The organism is Anaerohalosphaeraceae bacterium, from assembly GCA_035378985.1.
Classification (GTDB): domain Bacteria; phylum Planctomycetota; class Phycisphaerae; order Sedimentisphaerales; family Anaerohalosphaeraceae; genus JAHDQI01.
In genome coordinates this window covers 75,793-98,108 of record DAOSUR010000006.1, presented here as the reverse complement: position 1 = coordinate 98,108, position 22,316 = coordinate 75,793, and the positions used below count along the sequence as shown (strand labels likewise).

Annotated in this window: 22 protein-coding genes; 8 read left to right on the top strand and 14 right to left on the bottom strand. The window is 57.2% G+C overall.

Going from position 1 to position 22,316, the window contains the following annotated elements; all coding sequences use genetic code 11:
* The first annotated feature begins 6 nt into the window (after positions 1–6).
* Complete coding sequence (locus tag PKY88_06255; protein HOQ04797.1) at positions 7–1,446, top strand: GDSL-type esterase/lipase family protein; 1,440 nt, start codon at positions 7–9, stop codon at positions 1,444–1,446.
* Positions 1,443–2,897: a sulfatase-like hydrolase/transferase gene (locus tag PKY88_06250; protein HOQ04796.1), complete on the top strand. Its 1,455-nt coding sequence runs from the start codon at positions 1,443–1,445 to the stop codon at positions 2,895–2,897. Before PKY88_06255 ends, PKY88_06250 begins: the two co-directional genes overlap by 4 nt.
* Here PKY88_06250 and hydE read toward each other — a convergent pair.
* From hydE to hydG, 4 genes are read right to left on the bottom strand one after another with little or no spacing between them, the layout of a single operon-like run.
* Positions 2,855–3,961: a [FeFe] hydrogenase H-cluster radical SAM maturase HydE gene (hydE, locus tag PKY88_06245; protein ID HOQ04795.1), complete on the bottom strand. Its 1,107-nt coding sequence runs from the start codon at positions 3,959–3,961 to the stop codon at positions 2,855–2,857. The two genes, PKY88_06250 and hydE, sit on opposite strands and share 43 nt — an antisense overlap.
* Positions 3,936–4,211 carry a DUF2798 domain-containing protein gene (locus PKY88_06240; GenBank protein ID HOQ04794.1) on the bottom strand — a complete coding sequence of 92 codons (276 nt, stop codon included), beginning with the start codon at positions 4,209–4,211 and terminating at the stop codon, positions 3,936–3,938. The genes hydE and PKY88_06240 overlap by 26 nt, the downstream gene beginning before the upstream one ends.
* Entirely contained in the window at positions 4,208–5,452 is a 1,245-nt protein-coding gene (gene hydF / locus PKY88_06235; protein HOQ04793.1) for a [FeFe] hydrogenase H-cluster maturation GTPase HydF, read from the bottom strand. Before hydF ends, PKY88_06240 begins: the two co-directional genes overlap by 4 nt.
* A 19-nt stretch (positions 5,453–5,471) precedes the next feature.
* On the bottom strand, positions 5,472–6,875 hold the full coding sequence (gene hydG / locus PKY88_06230) for a [FeFe] hydrogenase H-cluster radical SAM maturase HydG (protein HOQ04792.1): 1,404 nt from the start codon (positions 6,873–6,875) through the stop codon (positions 5,472–5,474).
* A 250-nt stretch (positions 6,876–7,125) separates the two neighbouring features.
* Between hydG and PKY88_06225 the strand changes: the two genes are divergently transcribed.
* The 5 genes from PKY88_06225 to PKY88_06205 are packed head-to-tail and all read left to right on the top strand — an operon-like array spanning position 7,126 to position 10,899.
* Positions 7,126–7,830 (top strand): peptidylprolyl isomerase, encoded by a 705-nt coding sequence (locus PKY88_06225; protein HOQ04791.1) that lies wholly within the window; start codon positions 7,126–7,128, stop codon positions 7,828–7,830.
* Between the two features lie 14 nt (positions 7,831–7,844).
* Positions 7,845–8,342 carry a peptidylprolyl isomerase gene (locus PKY88_06220; protein ID HOQ04790.1) on the top strand — a complete coding sequence of 166 codons (498 nt, stop codon included), beginning with the start codon at positions 7,845–7,847 and terminating at the stop codon, positions 8,340–8,342.
* A gap of 7 nt (positions 8,343–8,349) precedes the next feature.
* On the top strand, positions 8,350–8,826 hold the full coding sequence (gene tsaA, locus PKY88_06215; GenBank protein ID HOQ04789.1) for a tRNA (N6-threonylcarbamoyladenosine(37)-N6)-methyltransferase TrmO: 477 nt from the start codon (positions 8,350–8,352) through the stop codon (positions 8,824–8,826).
* 52 nt (positions 8,827–8,878) lie between these two features.
* Positions 8,879–9,640, top strand: coding sequence for a DUF72 domain-containing protein (locus PKY88_06210; GenBank protein HOQ04788.1), 762 nt, complete (start codon positions 8,879–8,881; stop codon positions 9,638–9,640).
* Positions 9,641–9,645: 5 nt separating this feature from the next.
* Positions 9,646–10,899: a valine--pyruvate transaminase gene (locus PKY88_06205; protein ID HOQ04787.1), complete on the top strand. Its 1,254-nt coding sequence runs from the start codon at positions 9,646–9,648 to the stop codon at positions 10,897–10,899.
* Here the strand turns inward: PKY88_06205 and plsY are convergent.
* The 9 genes from plsY to PKY88_06160 all read right to left on the bottom strand — a co-directional run bounded on the left by plsY (position 10,884) and on the right by PKY88_06160 (position 19,992).
* A complete protein-coding gene (gene plsY, locus PKY88_06200; GenBank protein ID HOQ04786.1) occupies positions 10,884–11,546 on the bottom strand; it encodes a glycerol-3-phosphate 1-O-acyltransferase PlsY in 663 nt (220 codons plus the stop codon). The two genes, PKY88_06205 and plsY, sit on opposite strands and share 16 nt — an antisense overlap.
* The gene (locus PKY88_06195) at positions 11,543–12,739 is read right to left on the bottom strand and encodes a glycosyltransferase family 4 protein (protein ID HOQ04785.1); all 1,197 of its coding nucleotides are present in this window, start codon (positions 12,737–12,739) and stop codon (positions 11,543–11,545) included. Before PKY88_06195 ends, plsY begins: the two co-directional genes overlap by 4 nt.
* 4 nt (positions 12,740–12,743) lie before the next feature.
* Positions 12,744–13,592 carry a lipopolysaccharide kinase InaA family protein gene (locus PKY88_06190; protein ID HOQ04784.1) on the bottom strand — a complete coding sequence of 283 codons (849 nt, stop codon included), beginning with the start codon at positions 13,590–13,592 and terminating at the stop codon, positions 12,744–12,746.
* Positions 13,589–14,620 (bottom strand): lipopolysaccharide heptosyltransferase II, encoded by a 1,032-nt coding sequence (gene waaF / locus PKY88_06185; GenBank protein HOQ04783.1) that lies wholly within the window; start codon positions 14,618–14,620, stop codon positions 13,589–13,591. Before waaF ends, PKY88_06190 begins: the two co-directional genes overlap by 4 nt.
* Before the next feature lie 28 nt (positions 14,621–14,648).
* A complete protein-coding gene (locus tag PKY88_06180; protein ID HOQ04782.1) occupies positions 14,649–15,752 on the bottom strand; it encodes an HAD-IIIA family hydrolase in 1,104 nt (367 codons plus the stop codon).
* Positions 15,739–17,259, bottom strand: a complete 1,521-nt coding sequence (rfaE2, locus tag PKY88_06175; GenBank protein HOQ04781.1) for a D-glycero-beta-D-manno-heptose 1-phosphate adenylyltransferase — start codon at positions 17,257–17,259, stop codon at positions 15,739–15,741. The genes PKY88_06180 and rfaE2 overlap by 14 nt, the downstream gene beginning before the upstream one ends.
* Positions 17,256–18,329, bottom strand: a complete 1,074-nt coding sequence (gene lpxK / locus PKY88_06170; GenBank protein ID HOQ04780.1) for a tetraacyldisaccharide 4'-kinase — start codon at positions 18,327–18,329, stop codon at positions 17,256–17,258. Before lpxK ends, rfaE2 begins: the two co-directional genes overlap by 4 nt.
* 23 nt (positions 18,330–18,352) lie before the next feature.
* The gene (locus PKY88_06165; GenBank protein HOQ04779.1) at positions 18,353–19,435 is read right to left on the bottom strand and encodes an isocitrate/isopropylmalate dehydrogenase family protein; all 1,083 of its coding nucleotides are present in this window, start codon (positions 19,433–19,435) and stop codon (positions 18,353–18,355) included.
* Between the two features lie 161 nt (positions 19,436–19,596).
* Entirely contained in the window at positions 19,597–19,992 is a 396-nt protein-coding gene (locus PKY88_06160; GenBank protein ID HOQ04778.1) for a class II SORL domain-containing protein, read from the bottom strand.
* Between the two features lie 206 nt (positions 19,993–20,198).
* Between PKY88_06160 and PKY88_06155 the strand changes: the two genes are divergently transcribed.
* A complete protein-coding gene (locus PKY88_06155) occupies positions 20,199–21,077 on the top strand; it encodes a prepilin-type N-terminal cleavage/methylation domain-containing protein (GenBank protein ID HOQ04777.1) in 879 nt (292 codons plus the stop codon).
* Positions 21,078–21,095: 18 nt separating this feature from the next.
* Here PKY88_06155 and PKY88_06150 read toward each other — a convergent pair whose 3' ends face one another.
* A complete protein-coding gene (locus PKY88_06150; protein HOQ04776.1) occupies positions 21,096–22,271 on the bottom strand; it encodes a glycoside hydrolase family 27 protein in 1,176 nt (391 codons plus the stop codon).
* Positions 22,272–22,316: the final 45 nt, after the last annotated feature.

The window sequence follows — 22,316 nt, the reverse complement described above, 5'->3', positions numbered from 1 at the left end:
TGCAGGATGAGCAGGCCGACCTTGGGGAGAGTTTTTTGGACGGCGGTGATTGCGGGGGGGCTGGCGGTTCTGTATTTAAAGCCGGTGCCTCTGGCCTACTGGGTGGCGCAGCATCGGGAGGTACTGCTGGGCCGCTACAGTGTGGGGCAGGTGACGGCACAGCTGATTTTAACGCCGATGGGGCTTTGGCTGCTGTGGGGGATTTGGATGGGCAAAGTCAAGACCCCCCAACAGCGACGGCAGGGTGCGTTTAAAACAATTTCGGTCGTTCTTTCCGTTCTTTTTTGTCTGGTATTTGCAGATATTCTGCTGCGGGTTGTACAGCGAAGTTCCTATCAGAAGGTCGGGGCCAGTTATCACCGCCCCCCCCATCAGCGGATTGAGGGAGTGTTCAGCGATGAACCGGTGTCGGCGTTTACCTATCCGAATGCCCCGAGCGGCTATCCTCCGGTGCGCTATGTGTTCTCCACGGACAGTCGGGGGTTCCGAAATCCCGCCCGGATAGACAAGGCGGATGTGGTGGTGCTGGGGGATTCGTTTGCGGAAGGTTCGAGCGTGTCGGACGAGCAGGCCTGGCCGGTGCTGCTGGGCCGGGCGACGGGCAAAACGGTGTATAATCTGGGTATGTCCGGCACGAGTGCGGCGGGGTATCTGGAGGTTCTCGAACGGTTCGGTTTGGCGCTGAAGCCCCGGTGGGTGCTGTGTCTTCTGTACGAGGGCAATGATTTTCGGGACAGCAATTTCCAGCGGGACGAAAGGCCCGGTCGGGCTTCTTTGGGGGATGTGATATTCAAGGGCTCACCGCTGCGGCGGCGGATTCAGACATTTTTGATTCGGATGCTGGGGCCGGTGGGGAGCCGGCGGTTTTGGGATGCGCCGGAAAAACTCCGTCAGCCCTCTCATCCGATGTATCCGGTGTCGTGGCTGCCGCTGGAGGTGCCCGCCGGTTCAGGCCATTTTTATGCGTTTGAACTCAAGCGGGTGCTGGACCATTGGGTGCGTCCGGAGCAGTTTGCCGGGTCAGCGGCGTTTGAACACACGCGGGCCGCTCTGCGGCGGATGAAGGAACTCTGTTCCGCTCAGGGGGCGGAATTGGTGATTGTGTACGCGCCGGATAAGCCGCACGTGCTTTTGGAGAGTGTCAGGGAGCGGCTCCGTGCGGAGCAGGTGCGGGCCTTTTTGGCCCTCAGGCGAAAAAATCTGCCGCCGGCGGAAACCCTGCTGGAGGACCTTATCCCGTCGATGGATGTCTTTGAGCAGGTTGTCAAGGGATTCTGTCAAAGCGAGGGGATTCGGTTTGTGAGTTTGACCGAGGTTTTGCGGCAGAAGATTGAAGAGGGGGTTTGGGCGTATTACACGTATGACCAGCATTGGAGTCCGGATGGGCATCGCGTTGCAGCGGACTATCTGGCCCAAATCGTGTTTGGTGCGGAGAAGGCAAGGTGAATCGGAGGGATTTTCTTCGGCAGGCCGTTTCGGCGGCGGCCTGCGGGGGGGCGATGGGGCTGGCCGGCTGTGCCGAACGGAAACGCGGACCGGAGCGTTTGCCTGTTCAGCGGCCGAATATTCTGTTTATTCTGGCGGATGACCTCGGATATGGGGATTTGGGTTGCTACGGTCAGCAGCGGATTCAGACGCCGAATCTGGACCGGATGGCGCAGGAAGGGCTTCGTTTTACACAGCATTATGCGGGCAGTGCGGTTTGTGCGCCGTCGCGATGCAGTCTCTTGACGGGGCTTCACACGGGACATGCGCGAATACGGGGCAACGACCGAAGGCCGCTGCTGCCGGAGGATAGCACGATTGCTCAGCGGCTTCGGGAGGCGGGCTATACAACGGGGGTCGTCGGCAAATGGGGACTCGGAGAGGCCGGTTCGACCGGAATTCCGACTCGACAGGGTTTTGATTATTTCTTCGGCTATTTGAATCAGCAGCATGCTCATAATTATTATCCGGAATTTTTGTGGCGAAATGAAGAAAAGGTGCCGCTGCCGAATGTCGTCGAGCGTCCGGCGGGAAGACCGAATCATCCGGGCGGGGTTTCAACGAATCGGGCGGTTTATTCCCATGATTTGTTTATGGAGGAGGCGGAGAAGTTTGTCCGGCGAAATGCCTTCCGGCCTTTTTTTCTGTATCTGGCCCTGACGATTCCGCATGCGAACAATGAAGCGGGGGTCAAGGGGATGGAAGTGCCGGACTGGGGGCCTTATGCGCAGGAAGATTGGCCTGAGCCGCAGAAGGGATATGCGGCGATGGTTACGCGGATGGATGAGGGAATCGGCCGGCTGCTGGCGGTGCTGAAGGAATTGGGACTTGATGAGAAAACGGTCGTGTTTTTCTCCAGCGATAACGGACCCCATCAGGAGGGCGGAGCAGACCCGCGGTTTTTCCAAAGCAGCGGGCCGCTGCGGGGGATTAAGCGGGATTTGTATGAAGGGGGGATACGGGTGCCGATGCTCGTCCGCTGGCCGGGGGTGATTCGCCCGGGCAAACGGACGGAGTATGTGAGTGCATTTTGGGATTTTTACCCGACCTGTCTGGAGCTGGCCGGATTGGAGCCGGAAGAGGGACTGGACGGCATCTCGTTTCTGCCGGTTCTGCTGGGCGAGGAAAACCGGCAGAAAGAACATTCTTATCTGTATTGGGAACTGCATGAGGCGGGCGGCATCCAGGCGCTGCGGAGGGGGCGATGGAAGGCGATTCGACGGAATCTTGCTCAGGAGTCGAATCCGCCGATTGAGCTGTATAATTTGAATTTGGACCCTATGGAAAGCCGTGATGTATCCAGAGACTATCTGCCTATAACCAAAAAAATGCAGCAGCTTTTTCAAACGGCCAGAACCGAAGCGCCGGGTTATCGGTTCGGGGCGGAGCGGACGGCGGCTGACTCGGATTGAGTATCGCAGGGGGTTGTCCGTCGCTGCCGGCAGCCCGGACCGGTGCCGATGGTGCGTCCGATGGAGCGGATACGCTGGGCCAGACAGGACTGACAGGCCTGAGCAGTCTCGCTGATGCAGGCCTTGCCCGGGTAGATTTCATAGAGCTGCCGATAATGCGGCGGGGTGCAGTTGGGCATGACAATATTGGCGCCGCGCTGTAGCCCCAGCTCGCGTCCGCTTTCCCGATTGATCGTCGCCAGCGCGGTTGTGCTGGGGATATTGGCCTCCGGGCAGACAAGTCGGGTCAACGCAATCACTTTGTAGGTCATCTCTTCCGTGTTCGGCACTTGTTCAGCAGGACTGACGGAGGGCCTGATTCGGCCTTTCCCCAGCGGGGTGTGGGGGTGCGGGATATAGGGGCCCACGCCGATCATATCGAGGTCCAGCTGCCGGAACAAATCAATATCTTCCGCCAGCGAGCGGTAGGTTTGCCCGGGAATGCCGACCATCACACCGCTGCCGACTTCATAGCCCAGCGAGCGCAGCTGCCGAAGGATATCGATGCGGGAAAGCGTCTGTCCGCCAACCGGCGGGTGAATGAGCCGAAAGAGCTCCGGGTCGGAAGTTTCAAATCGCAGAAGGTAGCGGTCGGCGCCGGCCTGCCGCCACAGACGCAGCTCATCCAGCGAGCGTTCGCCCAGACTGAGGGTGACGGCCAGCGGGGTCGTTTGTTTGATGGTGCGGATGATGTCGGCCAGCCAAGCGGCCTCGATGCCGTCGTCCTCTCCTGCCTGCAGGACGACGGTCCCGTAGCCGAAGGCGGCGATTTGCCGGGCGGCGTCGAGGATTTCCTCTGCAGTCATTCGATACCGGGCTAGAGAGCGATTGTGTCGGGACAGGCCGCAGTAGGCGCATGAACGGCGGCAGTAATTGGATATTTCAAGGAGACCGCGAAGATGGACGGCGTCGCCGACATGTTCGCGGCGCACCCGGTCGGCGGCCTGCCAGAGTTTTTCCAACTCGGCCGGGTCGGTCTGACGGAGCCAAAACTCGATTTCAGATTTTGTCAGTTTCGGATTCATTCTGTTTTGCAAAGTCGGCGTTCAGGAGTCTGTCGGTCAGACGCTGGGCGAGCGGTGCACAGAGAAACGCGGTTGGATAGGCGGCGGCAAAACCGATGCAGAAGGCCCGCATCCATCGCAGGAAAAAGCCGGGACCTGCGCCGGTGTTGACCAGCGTCATCACGGCCGACATCACAGAGGCCATCAGAAGCGACATAAAAAAGCCGTTCAGCAGCCGGCGTTTGAGCGCATTGTTCCTCTGTACGGTCATTTTTTCTGAAGCTCCCCAAGCATATTTTGATAGACGGCAAGCGTTTCCGGAAACGGTTCAAGAGCACGTTCGAAGAGGCCGAGTGTATAGGCAATCACCAGACCGTAGTTGGTAATGGGGACGCCCGCCTGCTGACAGCGGAGGATGCGGGTGAGCATTTCTCTTCGATTGACCATACAGGCGCCGCAGTGAATCACGAGTTTGTAGGGTGAAAGGTCTTCGGGGAAGTCGTGTCCCTGAACCGTGGTAAACTGCAGCGGACCGCCGACGCGGCTGGTGAGCCATTTGGGGATTTTGACGCGTCCGATGTCGTCGCCGATTGGATGGTGCGTGCAGGATTCAGCGATAAGGACACGGTCGTGCGGGCGAAGGGTATCGACGGCCAGAGCGCCGAGCATCTGGGTGGTCAGGTCTCCTTTGAGCCGGGAGTAAAGGACGGAAAAACCCGTCATTTTGACGCCGGGGGGAACGATTTCAGCGACTTTGGCAAAGGCCTGAGAGTCCGTGACAACCAGGGCCGGCGGTGCTTTGAGTTTTTCGAGGGCCTCCGTCAGGGTATGTTCTGTCGTGACAATGCACATCGCATTGTGGTCGAGGAGGTCGCGAATGGTCTGCACCTGCGGGAGGATGAGCCGGCCTTTGGGGGCCTCTTTGTCAATCGGCACAACCAGCACAGCCACGCCGCCCGGTCCCACAAGGTCGGCGGCGATAACGGGCTGATTGATGAAGTCGGCAGGGACGGTGCGGATGAGGACCTCCCGAAGCGGCTCGATGCCCAGGCCGGATGCGGCGGCTGTTCGGACAAACGGAATGGAGCGATTTTGCAGCTGCTCGAGAATCGACGGGGCGGGCTCGGCCAAATCCGTTTTGTTGAAGACGGCAATCAGCGGAATTTTCCGGGCGGACAGTTCCCGGGCAATCTGCTCTTCGAATTCCCCCCAGATGCCGTCCGTGACGAGCAGGCCGATGTCCGTTCGGTCAAAGACCTGACGGGTTTTTCCGATGCGCATTTGGCCCAGCGCCCCGACATCATCGATGCCGGCGGTGTCGATAAAGAGCACAGGCCCCAGCGGCAGCAGCTCCATCGGTTTTTCAACGGGGTCCGTGGTGGTGCCCGCCTGGTCGGAGACAATAGAGACCTGCTGGCGGGTCAGGGCGTTCAGCAGACTGGATTTGCCGACATTGCGCCTGCCGAAGATGCCGATATGAAGCCGAAATCCTTTCGGGGCTGCCTGCGTCATCGGGTGTTCCTTTCAACGGTCAACAATACACATCGTGCTGGCCGGCGCGGACTTTCTGGAGCATCGCTTCGGTGCGCCGGCGGGTGAGCGGTTCCATTTGCCCAAGGGCCTGGTGAATCAGGACCAGGCCGGCTTCCTTCGTCTGCGGGGAGGCGTAATCGATAAGGTATTCCAGAAACGTGGACAGGGCGTTGGGGTCGCAGTGCTGCTTAATCAGACCGGGTTTGGCCAAATCCATAAAATCCTGTCCGGTGCGTCCGAGCCGGTAGCAGCCGGTGCAGAAGGAAGGGATATAGCCGAGCCGGGTGATGTCGTAAATGACTTCGTCCAGCGGGCGGTGGTCACCGAGCGAGAACTGGGCTTCTTCCAGGACTTCTTTGCCTTCTGCATAACCGCCCGGATTGGTGCGGCTGCCGGCGGAGATTTGAGAAACACCCAGAGCGAAGGTTTCTCGCCGCATATTGGGGGTCTCGCGGGTGGACATGATAATGCCCGTATAGGGGACGGCCAGGCGGAGGATGGCGACGATTTTGCGAAAGTCAATGTCGCTGACAGGCTGCGGCGGATGGAGGGACATATCGGAGCCGGCGGCCGGCTCGAGCCGGGGCACACTGATGGTGTGAGGGCCGACGCCGAAACGCTCCTCCAGATGGCGGATATGCTGCATCAAAGCCAGGATTTCAAAACGCCAATCGAAAAGACCGAAAAGGACCCCGATGCCGACATCATCAATGCCGGCTTCCATCGCCCGGTCCATCGCGGTAACCCGCCAGTTGTAATCCGTTTTTTTGCCGCCCTGATGAACCTTCTGATAGGTCTGGCGGTGGTAGGTTTCCTGAAACAGCTGATACGTCCCGATGCGGGCGGCTTTCAACTGGCGAAACTCATCCGTGGTAAGCGGGGCAATATTGACATTGACCCGGCGGATTTCGCCGGTCGGGGTTTTGACGGAATAGATGGTTTCGATGGCCTTGAGAATATAGGAAAACCCTTCGTTTGGATAGGATTCACCGGCTACCAGCAGGATTCGTTTGTGTCCCTGATTGACGAGGATTTCCACTTCGCGGCGGATTTCCTCCTGCGTGAGGGCACGGCGTTTGACCGCTTTGTTTCGAGCCCGAAAGGCGCAGTAGAGGCATTCATTGGAACAGAGGTTGGAGATATACAGAGGAGCGAAGAGAACCAGGCGCCTGCCGTAAATGGTTTCTTTAACATATTTGGCGGTTTCAAAGAGTTCGCTAAGAAGCTCGGGGTCGCTGATGGAGGTCAAAACGGCGATTTCCTCCGGCTCCAGACCGTGGAGTTCTTTTGCTTTGGCCAGGATGCTCCGGACACAGGATGCATCTTTGGCGGCGGCAGAGGAAAGGGTTTCTGCAATTTGCTGTTCGTTTATGAACGGCTCGAGTGTTTGTTCAGTTTTCATAATTAATGCGCCTTAAAGGGAAAAGTTATTCAATTTTCTATGGCCAATTTAACGAATCTATTCTACAGATGCAACAAGAAAGAACATAAATCTTTTGATAGAAGTTTTTATTGATTTGTAATGAAAATATATTGTTATATAATATACAACATATCCTATCTTAATATGACAATTATGTTTTCCTTGTTCTGTATATTTTACCGGTTATAATGCGTCCAAGAGAGAAAAAATGTTTGCAAAGGAAGGGCCCATGAAAACAAGTCTTTTTTGGATTGGAGCGGTATTTGGAATTATTGGGATTGTCGGCTGCAACGAAAAGGACAAGGTAAAAACAGATCCGGCGGTGGAGGAGTTGGTGCAGGAGGTTGTACCCGCCAAGGAGCCGGCGGCTGAACCGTCGATGCCGGCAGCGGTTTCGGGAACGGCGGACCAAGAGAAGAAGGAAGAACAGCCGGCGTATCCGAAGGTCAAAATGATCACATCGATGGGGGTCATCGTGCTGGAGCTGTATCCGGACAAGGCACCGGTGACGGTGGAAAACTTTCTTAAATATGTGGACGATGGGTTTTACAACGGGACTATCTTTCATCGGGTGATTCGGCGGTTTATGATTCAGGGCGGCGGGTTTACGGCTCAGATGGTCCAGAAGCCGACCCGCAGTCCGATTGTCAATGAGTGCGGGCCGCAGCTGCGAAACCTGCGGGGGACGATTGCGATGGCTCGAACCAGCCAGCCGAACAGTGCGACCAGCCAGTTTTTCATCAATCAGGTGGACAATCCGTTTCTGGATTTTGACGGGCCGAACAAGCCCGGTTATGCGGTGTTCGGCCGGGTGATTGACGGAATGGATGTGGTGGATCGGATTGCAACGGTGGCGACCACCCGCCTGCCGAACGGAATGGCGGATGTGCCGGTTGAGCCGGTGGTGATCGAGCGTGTGGAACGAGTGCGGTAGCAAAGGGAGCGGATATGAAGCAGGTTTTGATGAAAACAACGCTGGGCGATATAAAGCTGGAACTGGATGAAGAGGCGGCACCGATTACGACGGCCAACTTTCTGGAGTATGTTCAGAACGGTCATTACGACGGGACGATTTTTCATCGGGTTATCAAAGATTTTATGATTCAGGGGGGCGGGCTGACAAAGGAGATGCGTCCCAAACCGACCTATGAGCCGATAGTCAACGAGGCGTCCAACGGACTGAAGAATAAGCGCGGGACGATTGCGATGGCCCGGACGTCGGAGCCGGACAGTGCGACCTGCCAGTTTTTTATCAATCATCGGGACAATGATTTTCTGAATTACCGGGGACCGCAGCCGGACCGAATCGGCTATGCCGTTTTCGGAAAAGTGATTGAGGGGATGGAGGTGGTAGACCGGATTGCTTCGGTTAAGACCGGCCGCAGGCAGGGCTATGAGGATGTACCGCTGGAGCCGGTGGAGATTGTATCGGTGCGGCTGGTTTAGGGCCTTTATGGAATCCGTTGTTTTCAAGCCGATTGGGGTTCTGCATATGCCGTTTCGTCAGCGGGAGGGGACCCCCCGTCAGGCGGCGGGGGCGCAGGCATACACGGCCACCCTGGAGGTTTTTGAAGACTATCAGGAGGGGCTCAAGGATGCGGAGGGATTCAGTCATCTGGTGGTGCTGTTTTATCTGCATCGGGTTGAGCGGGCGGATTTGACGGCCTGTCCTCCGTGGGACGACAAACCCCATGGCGTGTTTGCGACATGTTCTCCCTTTCGTCCCAATCCTATCGGCGTGTCGGTGGTCCGGCTGGAAAAGAGGGAAGGACGATTCTTAACGATTCGCGGGGTGGATATGCTGGACGGAAGCCCCGTGCTGGATATCAAGCCGTATGTGCCCGACTTGTACCCCCGAGAGAATGTGCGGGTGGGCTGGATGACCGGCAAGGTGGGTGGAATGACGGATTCACGAACGGGGGAGAAATGAACCCGGCAGTCCAAGAGACAGGTCATCCAGCGGACGAAAAGGATAAGCAGCGATGAGCCGGAGGAAGAAAGGGCGGGTTTGGGTGGGGACGTCAGGGTGGTCATATGAGGACTGGAGGGGGCGTTTTTATCCGGAGGGGCTTTCGAAAAAGGATTGGTTTGCCTTTTATGCCCGGCATTTTTCGACGGTGGAGCTGAACGCCCCCTTTTATCATTTGTTTCCGGCGGCGACCTTTGAGGGCTGGAAAGACAAGGCCCCGAAGGGGTTCGTTTTTGCCGTGAAGATGTGGCGGCAGGTAACTCACCGCAGACGGCTGGCGGATGCAGCCGAGCCGACCGAGCGTGCCCTCGAGCGGGCGGCGCTGCTGGGGGAGCATCTGGGACCGATTCTGATTCAGCTGCCGCCGGGACTGCATCGGGACCAGCCGCGGCTGGAGGCCTATCTGCAGGTGCTGGCGGGGCTGCAGGAAAAACTCGGGCGGGCCTTTCGGTTTGTCTTTGAGTTTCGCCACGAAAGCTGGATGGCCGAGCCGGTGCCGGAAATGCTGGAGCGGTTCGGATGCGGGCTTTGTCTGGCGGACGGATTGGGGCCGGCGTTTCCCAGGCAGGCCGTCGGCGGTTTTGTCTATGTTCGCTTTCACGGCCGGACACAGCGGTATCGGACGCTGTACACAAAGGTGATGCTGGAGGAATGGGCGGGTTGGCTGCGGGAGCAAATCGACACAGGTCTTGATGTATATGCGTATTTCAATAATGATTACCAGGCCTATGCGGTGCAGAACGCCCGTGAGCTGATGGAGATGCTGAAAGGATAGAACAGATGCAGTTTTCACGATTTGGGCAGAAACTGGCGTGTCGGTCAGGCATTGGAGAACTGATGAAGGATCTGGCGGCGGGGACCGGGCGAGGGCCGGTGTACATGCTCGGCGGCGGCAATCCGGCGCATATTCCGGAGGTCGAGCGGGCCTGTCATGAGGCGACGGAGAAGATTTTGTCGCAGTCCGGCGCGTTTGAAAAGGTGGTGGGGGAATACGACCCGCCCCAGGGAAATCCCGCCCTCATTGAGGCGCTCTGTGAAATGCTCCGAAGGCGGCTGGGCTGGGCGATTGGGCCCCAGAACATTGCCCTGACCAGCGGCAGCCAGACGGCATTTTTTATGCTGTTTAACCTGTTGGGCGGAACGTTTGACGGGGGCGTCAGGAAGCGGATTCTGCTGCCGATGGTGCCGGAATACATCGGATATACGGATTTGGGGATTGAGGAGGATTTGTTTGTTTCCTGCAGGCCGCGCATTGAATTTGTCGCAGATCATCAGTTTAAGTATCGGGTGGATTTGGACTCGCTGCGGGTGGATGAGACGGTCGGGGCGATTTGCGTGTCGCGTCCGACCAACCCGACGGCCAATGTGCTGACGGATGAAGAGGTGCGGCGGCTGGATGAACTGGCCCGCCGGCACAGGGTGCCGCTGATTCTGGACAATGCCTACGGACTTCCGTTTCCGAATATTCTCTTTACGGAAGCGGCGCCGTTCTGGAATGACAATACGATTGTGTGCATGAGTTTGTCCAAGCTGGGGCTGCCGTCGGCGCGAATCGGCATTGTGATTGCGCAAAAGGAAATTACCGCGGCGGTGGCGGAGATGAATGCGATTATTACGCTTACGCCCAGCGGCATCGGGGCCTCCATTGGGACCGAGCTGATTCGCAGCGGACAGATTGAACGCCTCAGCCGGGAGGTGATTCGACCGTTTTATGAGCGGAAGTGCCGTCACGCCCTGTCGTGTCTGGAGGAGCATCTGAAAGGGCTGCCGTATGCGGTGCACAAACCGGAGGGGGCCTTCTTCCTGTGGCTGTGGCTGCGCGGGCTGCCGATTTCCTCCGAGCAGCTGTATCAGCGGCTCAAGGAACAGGGTGTGATTGTCGTGCCGGGGCATTACTTCTTTCCGGGTTTTTCGGAGGATTGGCCGCACAGGCAGGAGTGCCTTCGAATCAGTTATGCGGCGGATGAGCAGACCGTCGAAAAAGGCCTGGCAATTTTGGGCCGGGAGGTTCGCCGGATTTATGCAGCCGGCTGATGCTTCTTTTGGCCGATGCGGCTTTCGGTGCCTGCACGAATCCGCTGGATGTTGGCCCGATGACGCCAAATCACCAGAGCGGGTACCGGGACGGCAACCAAAAAAAGCGGCCAAAGATTGGCAAAGGTCCAGCCGGGCAGCAGGCATACCGCGGTCAGCAGAATCAGCGGATACGCTGCCGCGGCAAGGATAGACGCCAGCGATACATACCGCCAAAGGACGGCGGCGGCCAGCCAGACAAGCAGGGCCGCCAGACCGCAGACTGTAAAATAAGGCCACAGTCCCAGAACCACCCCCAGACTGGTGGCGACGCCTTTGCCCCCTTTGAAACCCAGATACACCGGGAAGATGTGGCCGAGGATGGCGGCGGTGCCGACGGCCAGCCAGCCGAGAAGCTCCCGATCAGACGGAGACGGTCCGGTCAGACCCGTCAGGGGCGGAATGAGCATCGGCAGAAGCCCTTTGGATACATCCAGGAGAAAGCAGACGATTCCCCATTTGCGGCCCAAGGCGCGCACGACGTTGGTGGCCCCGATGTTTCCGGAGCCGACACGCCGAAGGTCGATTCCGTGAAGCCGGGCAATCAGCAGCCCAAAGGGAATCGAACCGAGCAGATACGCAGCGGCAATCAGCGTCAGCCATTTCATAGGGACGTATTTTTGCGGGAGAGAATCTGTTTGTAAAGAGAAATCAGCTGCCGGACGTGTCGGCGGATGGAGACCTGCTCTCGAAGGTTGTCCTGAAGGACGGCCTGGGCAAAGGCGGCACGGACCTTTGCATCGGCCAGCTGCAGGAGACCGTCGGTGATTTGCCGGCGGCTGCGGGGGTGTTCAACGAGGATGCCGTGACGACCGGATTGGATAAAGTCCGATGCGCCGTTGAGGGCGGTCGTGAGGACGGATTTTCCCATCGCGAGGGCTTCGAGAATAAAGCGGGAGCTGGGGTCGTACCAGGTCGGCAGGACGGCGGAGTCGGCGGCGGCCAGCGATGCGGAAAGGTTCGGCAGCGGGCCGGTGAAAATCAGGTTTTTCTCGATGCCGGCCAGCCATGCGAGATTGCGGGCCTTGCGGGGATTGTCTCTGCCGGCGATGACCAGCAGAAGCGGGACGGGACTTTTTCGAACGGCGTCGGCAAAGGGGACGATGAAATCATAGAGCCCCTTGAGCCGGAAGTTGTTGGCGGCAAAAAGGAAAAGAACAGCGTCGGCGGACGGATGCAGACCCGCCGAAGCCAGCATTCGGCGGCGGAAGTCCGCGACGGTTTCGGGTGCGGGGGCTTCGGGAAGGCGGATGCCATTGGGAATGACGGCAATCCGCTGCGGCGGAAGATTGTAATGGCGGATGAAGTGTGTTTTGACGCTCTCGGACAGGGCGGCCGCGACAACCGTTTCATCGGTTGTCAAAAGACGCTGTTCGGCAAGGAGGTACCGGGTGCGGCGGCGGTTGAGAAAATGAAGGCGTTTTTTCAGAAAGCGGCGGATGGGGTCCGGATAACTTTGAGCATGCTGGAGGACGGCCTGTTTCCAGCTGCCGCCGCGCGGCTGATACACATCGGCCCCGCGAACGGGCAGGGTGCTGTGGAGCAGACTGCACGGATGGGTTTTGAGGTACTCCTGAAGAGCGGCTTCGATGCGGGACAGAGGGATTCGTTTGGCGTTGCCGTCTGGAAAAAGGGAATGGAGAGAATTGCCGTCGGGGACTCCGGCGGCGGTCAGCAGGGTGGTTTCAATGCCCTGTCGGTTCAGTTCTTCCGTCAGCTCGCGGACGCTGCGTTCGGCGCCGCCGCGTGCGGGGTCGGCCTGTTCAGCCAGGATTGTGATGCGGATAGGTTGGGTTTCCATAGTTTTACTGGGCAAAGGGAACAGGTCGGCCTCGGCGGATATCGCGGTCGGCGATGCGCCAGGCCTTTCGTTTGATTTTTCGAATCAGACGGCGGTCGGCGGCGGTTAATTTGCTGCGGCCGACATAACGGAGATAAAAGCGGAGCCGGTCGGTGCGGCTAATCCATTGTCCCGGTGCAGAATAATACAGCTGGGTGAGGTCTTTCAGACGCCAGCGCTGCCGGAAGAGGCGAGGACGAAAGGTTCGATGCAGGTCGATGAGAACCAGCCGGTCATCCTCCGTCAGGAAGATATGCGACAGGTACAGGTCACGGTGACGGAAACCGCTGCCGTGAAAAGCGGCGACCCAGTCCGCCAGCCGGTTCAAAAACTGCCGGCGCGGGGCGGGATTGTGCAGAGGATTGGAATCGGTCAGGCAGTCCGGAAGGCGTTTTTCCAAAGACGAGCCGGAGATTTCCTCCGTGATAATGAAACTTTGCTTCTCAAACAGCCGGCCCCAGCGGGTTCCGCAGGCAACAATTTTGGGAGTCTGGATGCCGATTTGTGCCAAGGGGGCCGCGGGAATGCGGTCAAGGTCGGCGCAGGAGACACGTCGGCCCCATTGAAGCCAGCCGGCGATTTGATGTAGAAGCGGCGGCTGGCTGTATCGCTTCAGATAAAGGGCCTTGCGTCCGGGCACGAGAATGCGGTCCCGACTGCGAAAGGCGGACAGATTGGGTTTGGTCAGCGATTGCCCGGCCCGGAAGGAAAAAACGGCTTCGAAGGTTGTCAGGCCGAGCTGACGAAGGGTTTCGTGCCAGTCGGGAGCGGCCCAGACGTTTTCCGCAAACTCTGTGAGGGTCGGCTGGTTCATCGGCAGGGTTCCTTCCAGAGCCGCCGGACGGCCTCTAATACCTGTTCGACGGTGATGGATTCCATACAGTAGTGCTGTTTCTGCCGGCAGACGGGTTTGTCGCAGGGCACGCAGGGGCCTGTGCCGATGATTTGGATTTCTTCGGACCAGCCCGTTTGCGTCCATTGGGGATTGTTAGGGCCGAACAGGGTGATGACTTTGCGTTTAAAGGCAACGGCGATATGGCGCGGGCCGGTGTCGTTTGTAATCACCAAATCCGCCCGGGCAATCAGGGTCTTCAGGTCCGAAAGATTCAGCGGAATGTCGGCAGTGCAGAGAATCGGATGACAGGCCAGCCGGCGGATGGTTTGAGCAATCTGCTGTTCGGCGGGGGTGGGAGCGATGGAGACGATGACCAAAGCCCCGTACTGTTCCTTCAGGGCATCGGCGGTCCGGGCAAACCTCTCCGGCGGCCAGCACTTGCTCGGCCCGAACGCCCCGCCGGGAACCAAAATGACTTTGGGGCCTTTGTGGGAAAAGAAGGCAGGCAGATTCCGGCTGAGCTGCTCTTCGGCGCCGTCGTCCAGAGAAAGCTCCATCGTGCGGTCGGATGCCTCGATGCCGAGAAAGCGGGCGATGTTCAGGTAATAGTCGATGGCCGGCATCGGGACAAAACGCCCGTTCGAGTCTTTCAGCGGCCGAACCGGGCGGGTCAAAAGTCCGGTGCGTCCATCGCGGGCGTAGCCGATGCGGGTGGGAATGCCCGCAAGGGCCGCTGTCAAAGCCGAGCTGAAGGAGTTTTTCAGCAGGATGCAGGTCTGAAAGCGTCCCTGCCGGATAGAACGGATATTTTTCAGGAATGACGGCTGAAGGTCGAGCCAGTCGTTGCAGAACGGAGAGGGGCTCAAGACCTGCCGGACTGAAGCAGAGCCCAAAAAGGTGATGTGGGCTGAGGAAAAGCCGGTGCGAAAGGCGCGAAGGGCGGGAGTTGCCATGACGGCATCACCTAACGGAGAAGGAAGCCAGATGAGGATTTTTTCTTCGGCCATTCAAACACCTTTTCACGGGGGTTTGTTTTTATTTGCGAATCAGCAGCAGGACCACAGTCAGCAGCAGCAGGGCGACGGCATATCCGAGGGTCATTTGGGCAGGAAGGGCGGACTTGGCGGAATCAAACCAGAGCCAGATGCTCAAAACCAGACAAAAAACAGACAAAACGCCGGTTATCATCGCCAGCATCTGCGGGAAGGAGAAATCTTCATACATCCGTTCGCGATGCTGGAGCCGAACCAGACGAAGGATTTCCTGAAGGACAGAACGAATGTCCGAATGAGCAGAATGAGGCAGAATGTCTTCTGAAGACGGCTGTTCAGGAAGTGAACTCGTTTCTTCATTCGGTTCATCCGGAAGTGTCTGTTGTGCTCCGACTTCTGCGGAAGAGATTTCTTCGGAAGCGGCCTGGGGCGGCTGGGGCTGAACACGCGGCGGTTCAGAGACCGGCTGCGGTTCAGGGGCTGGGACGGTCTTTTCCGTTTTCGGCATCGGCGGTGTATAGAGCGTTGTCGGGTCGGGCTGCGGGGACGTTTGGACGGTCGGTGCAGCGGACGTCTTGGAGGGCTGTTCGAGCATTCGAATCAGATTGGCGGCCTCCCGCAGACTGGCGACCTTTCGGTCCGGGACGGGGTCGGAAGGACCCGGCTGGAGGCGGCGAACGGGCGATTCGATTAAGATGGTTTTGCAGCCGGCGCGGATGCCCGCTTCGATATCCCGAAAGGAGTCCCCAATCATCCACGAACGCGACAGGTCAATCGATAAATCCTGGGCGGCCTTCAGGAGCATGCCGGGATTGGGTTTGCGCAGGTCGCTTTCGCATCGGTACTTTGGGATGACCCCTTCCGGATGAAAGGGGCAGTAGTAAATGGCATCCAGATAGGCCCCTTCATCGGCCAGGAGTTTTTTGAGCTGATGGTGAATCTGCTGGAGGGCTTCTTCCGTGACCAGACCGCGGGCGACGCCGGACTGATTGGAGACGACAACCAACAGATACCCCATTTTTTTCAGCTGGATTAGGGCCTGCGCGACGCCGGGAAGCAGACGCACCTGGCTGGGATGGTTGATATAGCCGGGGTCCTCGATTAAAGTCTTGTCTCGGTCGAGAAAGACCGCTTTATTCTGCATCATGAGGGTTTGCCTCCTGCCGGCTGCCGGATTGTCCGCTGCGGATTTGCTGGATGATGTTTGTGGAGCTTTTGCCTTCAACCAGAGGCGCCAGTTTTACGACTCCTCCGTAGGATTCGACGAATTCGCGTCCGACGACGCCTTTTTGGGCCCAGTCGGCGCCCTTGACCAGGACATCGGGACGGATTTGCTGAATGAGCCGCAGAGGGTCGAGGTCGTCGAAAAAGACGACATAATCGACCGATTCAAGGGCAGCCAGAACCGCGGCTCGGTCATGCTGGTTATTGATGGGCCGGTCCGGACCTTTGAGGGCACGCACGGAGGCGTCGGAGTTCAGGCCCACCACAACGACATCTCCCTGCTGTCTGCAGAAATTCAGGTACTCGATATGGCCGCGATGGAGCACATCGAAGCAGCCGTTGGTAAAGACGATGGTTTCCTTCTGGCGGCGGCGCAGCTGGAGTTCTTTGAGCAGGACAGACCAGTCATCGCGGATTTTTCCGGTTTTGCCTTTGGAGCGGGAAATGATTTCGTTGACGATTTCGTCGATGGAAACGGTGGCCACGCCGAATTTTTCCACTTCGAGTCCGGCGGCGATGTTGGCGATTTGCAGGGCGGTTATCCAGTCGCAGCCGGCGGCGAGGGTGACGGCTAAAACGGCCAGCATCATATCGCCGGCGCCGGTGACATCATAGACAACGCGCGGCACAGTGGGGATATGCTGGTCGATGTCATCGGTGCGCAGGTAGGCCCCTTCTTTATCGAGAGTAATGACAACGGCTTCGAGCTGAAGCTGTTTGTGAAGCAGGGCGGCGGCCCGGGCGGCATCCTCGATGGTTTCGATGGGAAAGCCCACGGCGGCGGCCGTTTCCTTGCGGTTGGGCGTAATGACCGTGGCACCGGTGAATTTGGAATAGTCGGACTGAAGCGGAGGGTCAACGAGAACTTTTTTCCCCGCTTTCCGGGCGGCTTCAATCAGCCGACGGCAAAAGTCCGGGACCAGCAGCCCTTTGTTATAGTCCTGGAGGCAGACGACATCACACTGGTTCAGACGGCTTTGAAACAACTCGAAAAGCTGTTCATACTGGCTTGCCGTGTACGGATTCGTGCATTCATCATCGATGCGGAGCAGCTGCTGGCGGTGGCGATGCTGCGCCAGCCCGATGATGCGCTGTTTGCTGATGGTAGGCCGGTCGCGGACGGTCAGCAGGCCGGAGCAGTCGGCTTTCAGTCCGCTGAGCAGTTCGAGAAGCCGGCGTCCTTCGTTGTCGTCTCCCACCGTTCCAATGCACAGGCAGCGGGCTTCGAGGGTCGTAATGTCGGCGGCGACGGAGGCGGCCCCGCCCGGACAGTACTGCCGGTCCACCACTTTCAGAACCTGCACAGGGGCTTCGGGACTGATGCGAAGAGCATCGCCGTAGATATAACTGTCGAGCATAAAGTCGCCGGCCAGCAGCACTGTCGGAGAGCCCAGATGGGTTACGGTTTTCAGCAAATGTGCAACACTCATTTCTGCTCCTGATATTTGGCTTCAATTTGTCTGAGAACGGCACGAACAATCGGTTCCGGGTCTGTCAGAAATTCCAGTTCAACCGGAAGATAATAAAAAGGAATGAGTTCCTCCTGCCCGACCAGAAGGGCGGTTTTGACCCAGTCTTTTTCGGTGGTCAGAATTGCGTCCGCATTGCTTTTGCGCGCCTGGCGAAGAATTACATCCATATCATCCGGCGTATAGGGGTGATGATCTTCGAAGAGGAACCGACCGGATACGATAATGCCGAGAGACTCGAGACTGCGGAGGAATGCGGTCGGGTTGCCGATGCCGCAGAAGACAAAAGTCTTTTTTCCCGCCAGCTGTTCAACCGGAATGGAGCGGCCCTGAAACGTGCGGGCCTGCCGTTGTTTATGGACGGCGTGAAAAATAGCCAGGTTCGGCTGAAATCGGCGGAGGGTTTGTTCGATGTCGGCAATCTGTTCTTCCGTGGCCAGGTCAAACCGTGTGATCACGGCGATGTGAGCGCGGCGGACGGAGGAAACAGGTTCCCGCAGGAGACCGGCCGGCAGCAGTCTGCCGTACCCAAACGGACAGGAGGCGTCTACGGCCAGAATATCAAGGTCTCTGTTCAGACGCCGATGCTGGAAGCCGTCGTCGAGGAGAAGAATGTCCGGATGATATTTTTCGACGGCCTTTCGAGCCGCCTGGACTCGGTCGGGGTTGACGAGAACTTCTGCACCGCCGCAGGCCTTGGCCAGCAGAGCCGGTTCATCGGAAAAGCGATCCGGGGCGGTTCGATATCCGCGTGTGAGAATGACACAGGAACGGCCCTTCGCCAGGAGCTGATTGGCCAGCCAGATCACCAGCGGAGTTTTTCCGGTGCCGCCGGTCGTGAGATTTCCGATGCTGACAACGGTGCAGGGTACAGAATACGATGCCAGCTGTCCCCGGTCATACAGCCGGTTTCGAACGGAAACCGCCCAGCCGTAAGGGCAAGAGGCCGCTCTGAGTGCTGTTCGGAGGAGGGCCGGTCCTGCTCCCTTAACTTTGCCGGAAACAAGTTGACGAAATGCTGTTTCGTTCAAACCGGTTCCCTCAAATCCACGGACTATCCTCTGCGGATTTTTCGAATAATGGCGTCGGCCATCTGCCGAGTTCCGACGGCAGTCGGGTCATCCCGTTCGGGCTTGAGATCGTACGTGACCTCTTTGCCTTCCGCGATGACGGCCGCGACGGCTTGTTCGAGTTTATCGGCTTCTTTTGTGAATCCCAGATGCCGGAGCATCAGCATTCCGCTGAGAATCAGTGCGGTGGGATTGACTTTGTTGAGTCCTTTGTATTTGGGGGCGCTGCCGTGTGTCGCTTCAAAAATTGCTCCCTTTTCACCGATATTGGCTCCCGGGGCCACACCCAGCCCGCCAACCAGTCCGGCGCACAGGTCGCTGATGATGTCTCCGTAAAGATTCGGCAGGACAATCACATCATACAGTTCGGGTTTTTGCACCAGCTGCATGCACATGTTGTCCACAATTCGGTCTTCAAATTCGATGTCGGGATATTCGGCGGCGACCTGCCGGCTGACTTCCAGCCACAGTCCGTCGGTGTGTTTCATAATGTTGGCTTTGTGGACGGAGGTCACCTTTTTTCGGTTCATTTTTCGGGCATATTCAAAAGCAAACCGCACAATCCGCTGAGTGCCTTCGACAGAGATGGGTTTGATGCTGATACCGGAGGTTGGACTGATTTTCTTTTTACTGTGCTTGTTCAGCCAGTCAATCAGTTCGAGGGTTTCCTGTTTTCCTTTTTCGAATTCGATGCCGGCGTAGAGGTCTTCGGTATTTTCCCGGATAATGACCAGGTCGATGTTTTCATAACGGCTTCGGACGCCTTTGTAGGATTTGCAGGGTCGAACGCAGGCATACAGGTCAAAAAGCTGGCGAAGGTGAACATTGACGGAGCGGAAGCCCGTTCCGACGGGAGTGGTAATGGGTGCTTTCAGGCCGATGCCGTTTTTTCGAAGGGATTCGATTGTTGCTTCCGGCAAAGGAGTACCGGCCGTTGTCATAATATCCGTGCCGGCTTCCTGGATATCCCATTCGATGGGGGCACCGAGGGCATCGATGCATCGTCGTGCTGCTTCGGCTAATTCGGGACCTGTTCCATCCCCTTTAATCAATGTCACTTTCGGCATTCGAAACTCCCTATTTTTAATCGTTGAACCTATTCTGTAAATCTGGATGCAAAGAGAAAACGGCCTGAAGAGGCCGTAAAGTGAAAAAAGTATCGATATTTTCTCTGATTGTCAACCAGAGAATCCCTGCTTGAGTCTCTTTTAGAAAGGAAAGCGGCTCTTTAGACGACCGTTATGGGTTTTTCTGACTGCCAGAGTCCGTGAATGTTGCAGTAGGCCAGAGCGTAAAGCGTGCCGGACTTGGAAATCTTCAAAGCGGCCGTTGCTTCGTGGTGCGTGAACAGGGGGCCTTTGTCCGGACCTTCGATGGATTCGCCATGGCAGGTAAACTCAACATGGGCTGCCTGGCGGGGGTATTTTCCGCCATTTTCCTGATAATAGAGGGAAATCCACCGGATATGGTGTTCGGTTTTATTCGGGTGGGCAATTTCTTTTCCGATGCTGACGGTGACACGGAAGATTTCGTCTGCTTTGACCTTGTCCGGGGCTTCGATTACAGGAACATGCTTTTCGCTTTTCCAATCGGCGGTTTGGACTTGTTCGGTCAGGCGTGCCATCTGTGAATCCTTTCTTGAAAAACGTTTTCTCCGGTTCCGGTACGAATTGGAGATATTATAGGGAAGGATTTGAGTTGGGGCAAGGGAAGCGAAAAATTTTTTAGTGCAAGTATTTTCGCAAATATTATTATTAATTTTTTCTTTCGGTCTGTGTAAAGTGAATCCTGCAGGAGATGAGGAAGCGACTGAGCGGGAAAGGGGTAGATATGAAGATTCGGACGGCATTTACGCTGATCGAATTGCTGGTAGTGATTGCCATCCTGTCGCTTCTGGTTTCGATTCTTATTCCCGCCTTGAAGGGGGCAAGGATACAGGCGCATATGGCGGTTTGCCTGGCGAACCTGAATGGACTTTCGAAGGCCTATCATTCCTATGCGAACAATAATCAGTCCAAGCTGGTGAATGGAGATGTTCCCCGTTATCCCGGTCAGCAGGGGCTGGATTTGAGAACCCTCGGGAACCGTCCGCCGTATTGGGTGGACTGCCCGCAGGATGAAACCTATCATTATATGGGGGAGCCGTCGCAGGCCCCTTGTCCTCCTACCCTGGAGCATAAGAAGCTGGGGATTATGCGAGGGGCTCTTTTTGATTATGTGGGCGACCCGACGGCCTACCATTGTCCGGGGGATTTGAGCCGAATTCTGGTGCCGAACGGGCTGAGCGGTCAGGATGCCAATCCGTATCCGGACAATTATTCCTACTGCAGTTATTCCGTTTCGGATATGCTGAATGCGTGGAACCCGACCAATGACCGGCGGGCTGTCAAAAAGATGACGGACATTGTTCTGCCGGGTTCAAAGTTTGTTTTTATTGAATCCACGGATAACCGGGGCTGGCTGATGGGCAGCTGGAACTTTTTGATGGAGCGGATGCCGCCGCAGAGTGATACGCTGGCGATTTGGCATCGCAAACGCAGCGGCTTCGGCTATGCAGACGGGCACGGGGAGATTCATACCTGGACAGACCCGGATATTATTGCCGCAGCAGCCGATCCGAAACGGACCTGGTTTTCCTATACGAATACAAACTCGGATGATTATAAGTTTCTTGTCCGAGGCTATATTCCCGGCAGAAATACGAAATAATCTTTTGTCCGTATGAATTTACGGGGTGATAGGGCTCAGTCGGAAAAAGGCGACCCCGTGAGGGGCAATTTTTCCGCGGAAGATCTCTTCGGTGGTGCCGAGGTCTTTTTTGCTCCAGATGTTTCGAACGCGGAAGGTGCCTCTGAGGAACGTCAGGTCATTCCACGGGAGGGTCATTTCGGCGGGCTGATTGGCGGGATTGAGCAGGCAGACCGCCCAGTCTCCGTTGGACAATTCTTTGGCCCAGATTTCTTTTTCAGGGGCACAGAAGAATCGGAAGCCCTGTTTGCCGAGCGGGTCCTGATTGACGGCGACGGCCTCACGATTGGTGAGGATGTCTCGAATTTCGGGGTTCATATTCCGCACGTCATTGCCTGCAATGAGAGGGGCGGTCAGGATGCACCACAGGGTAAAATGGGAGCGGGATTCTTCGAGGGAGAGTCCTTCACAGCCGACCTGGAGCATGTCCGGGTCGTTCCAGTGGTCGGGACCGGCGTATTTTTCGAGACCGACTTGCCGGTCGAGGATGCTTTTGATGCTGTTTTCCCATTCTTTTTTGGGTTTGCAGTCCCAGCAGGGGCCGATGTCGCCGGTGGTTCGCCAGAGGTGGGCGACTTCCTGTGCCCATTCCCAGGGTTTGTTTTGGCCCCATTCACACATACTGAAAACGATGGGGCGTCCGGCGGCATAGAGGGCGTCCCGCATAATTTTGTAGGTTTCGCGTGCATCGGCGGTTCCGGTTTCACACCAGTCATATTTGAGATAGTCCACGCCCCAGGATGCATAGGTTCGGGCGTCCTGGAATTCATGGCCGCGTCCGCCCGGGTAGCCGCCGCAGGTTTTTCGTCCGGCACAGCCGTAAATGCCGAACTTAAATCCCTTTTCGTGAAGCCAGTCTCCGAGGGCTTTCATCCCGCTTGGGAATTTGGCTGGATCGGCGACGAGGTTTCCGTCGGCATCGCGTTCTTTGGCGCTCCAGCAGTCGTCGATGATGATATAGACGTAGCCGGCCTTCTGCATTCCGGAATCAATCATGGCCTGAGCGATTTCTTTGATGAGGGATTCGCTGATGTTGCCGGCAAAGGTATTCCAGGTGTTCCAGCCCATCGGGGGAGTCGGGGCCAGCCCTTCAAATTTCTGAGCTTGAGTCAGAGACAGCAGACCGCAGAAGAAGGCAGCGAGAACAGTTTTCATGGCAAAACTCCTTACGCAAATATTGTCATTTGTTGTTGTAACGAG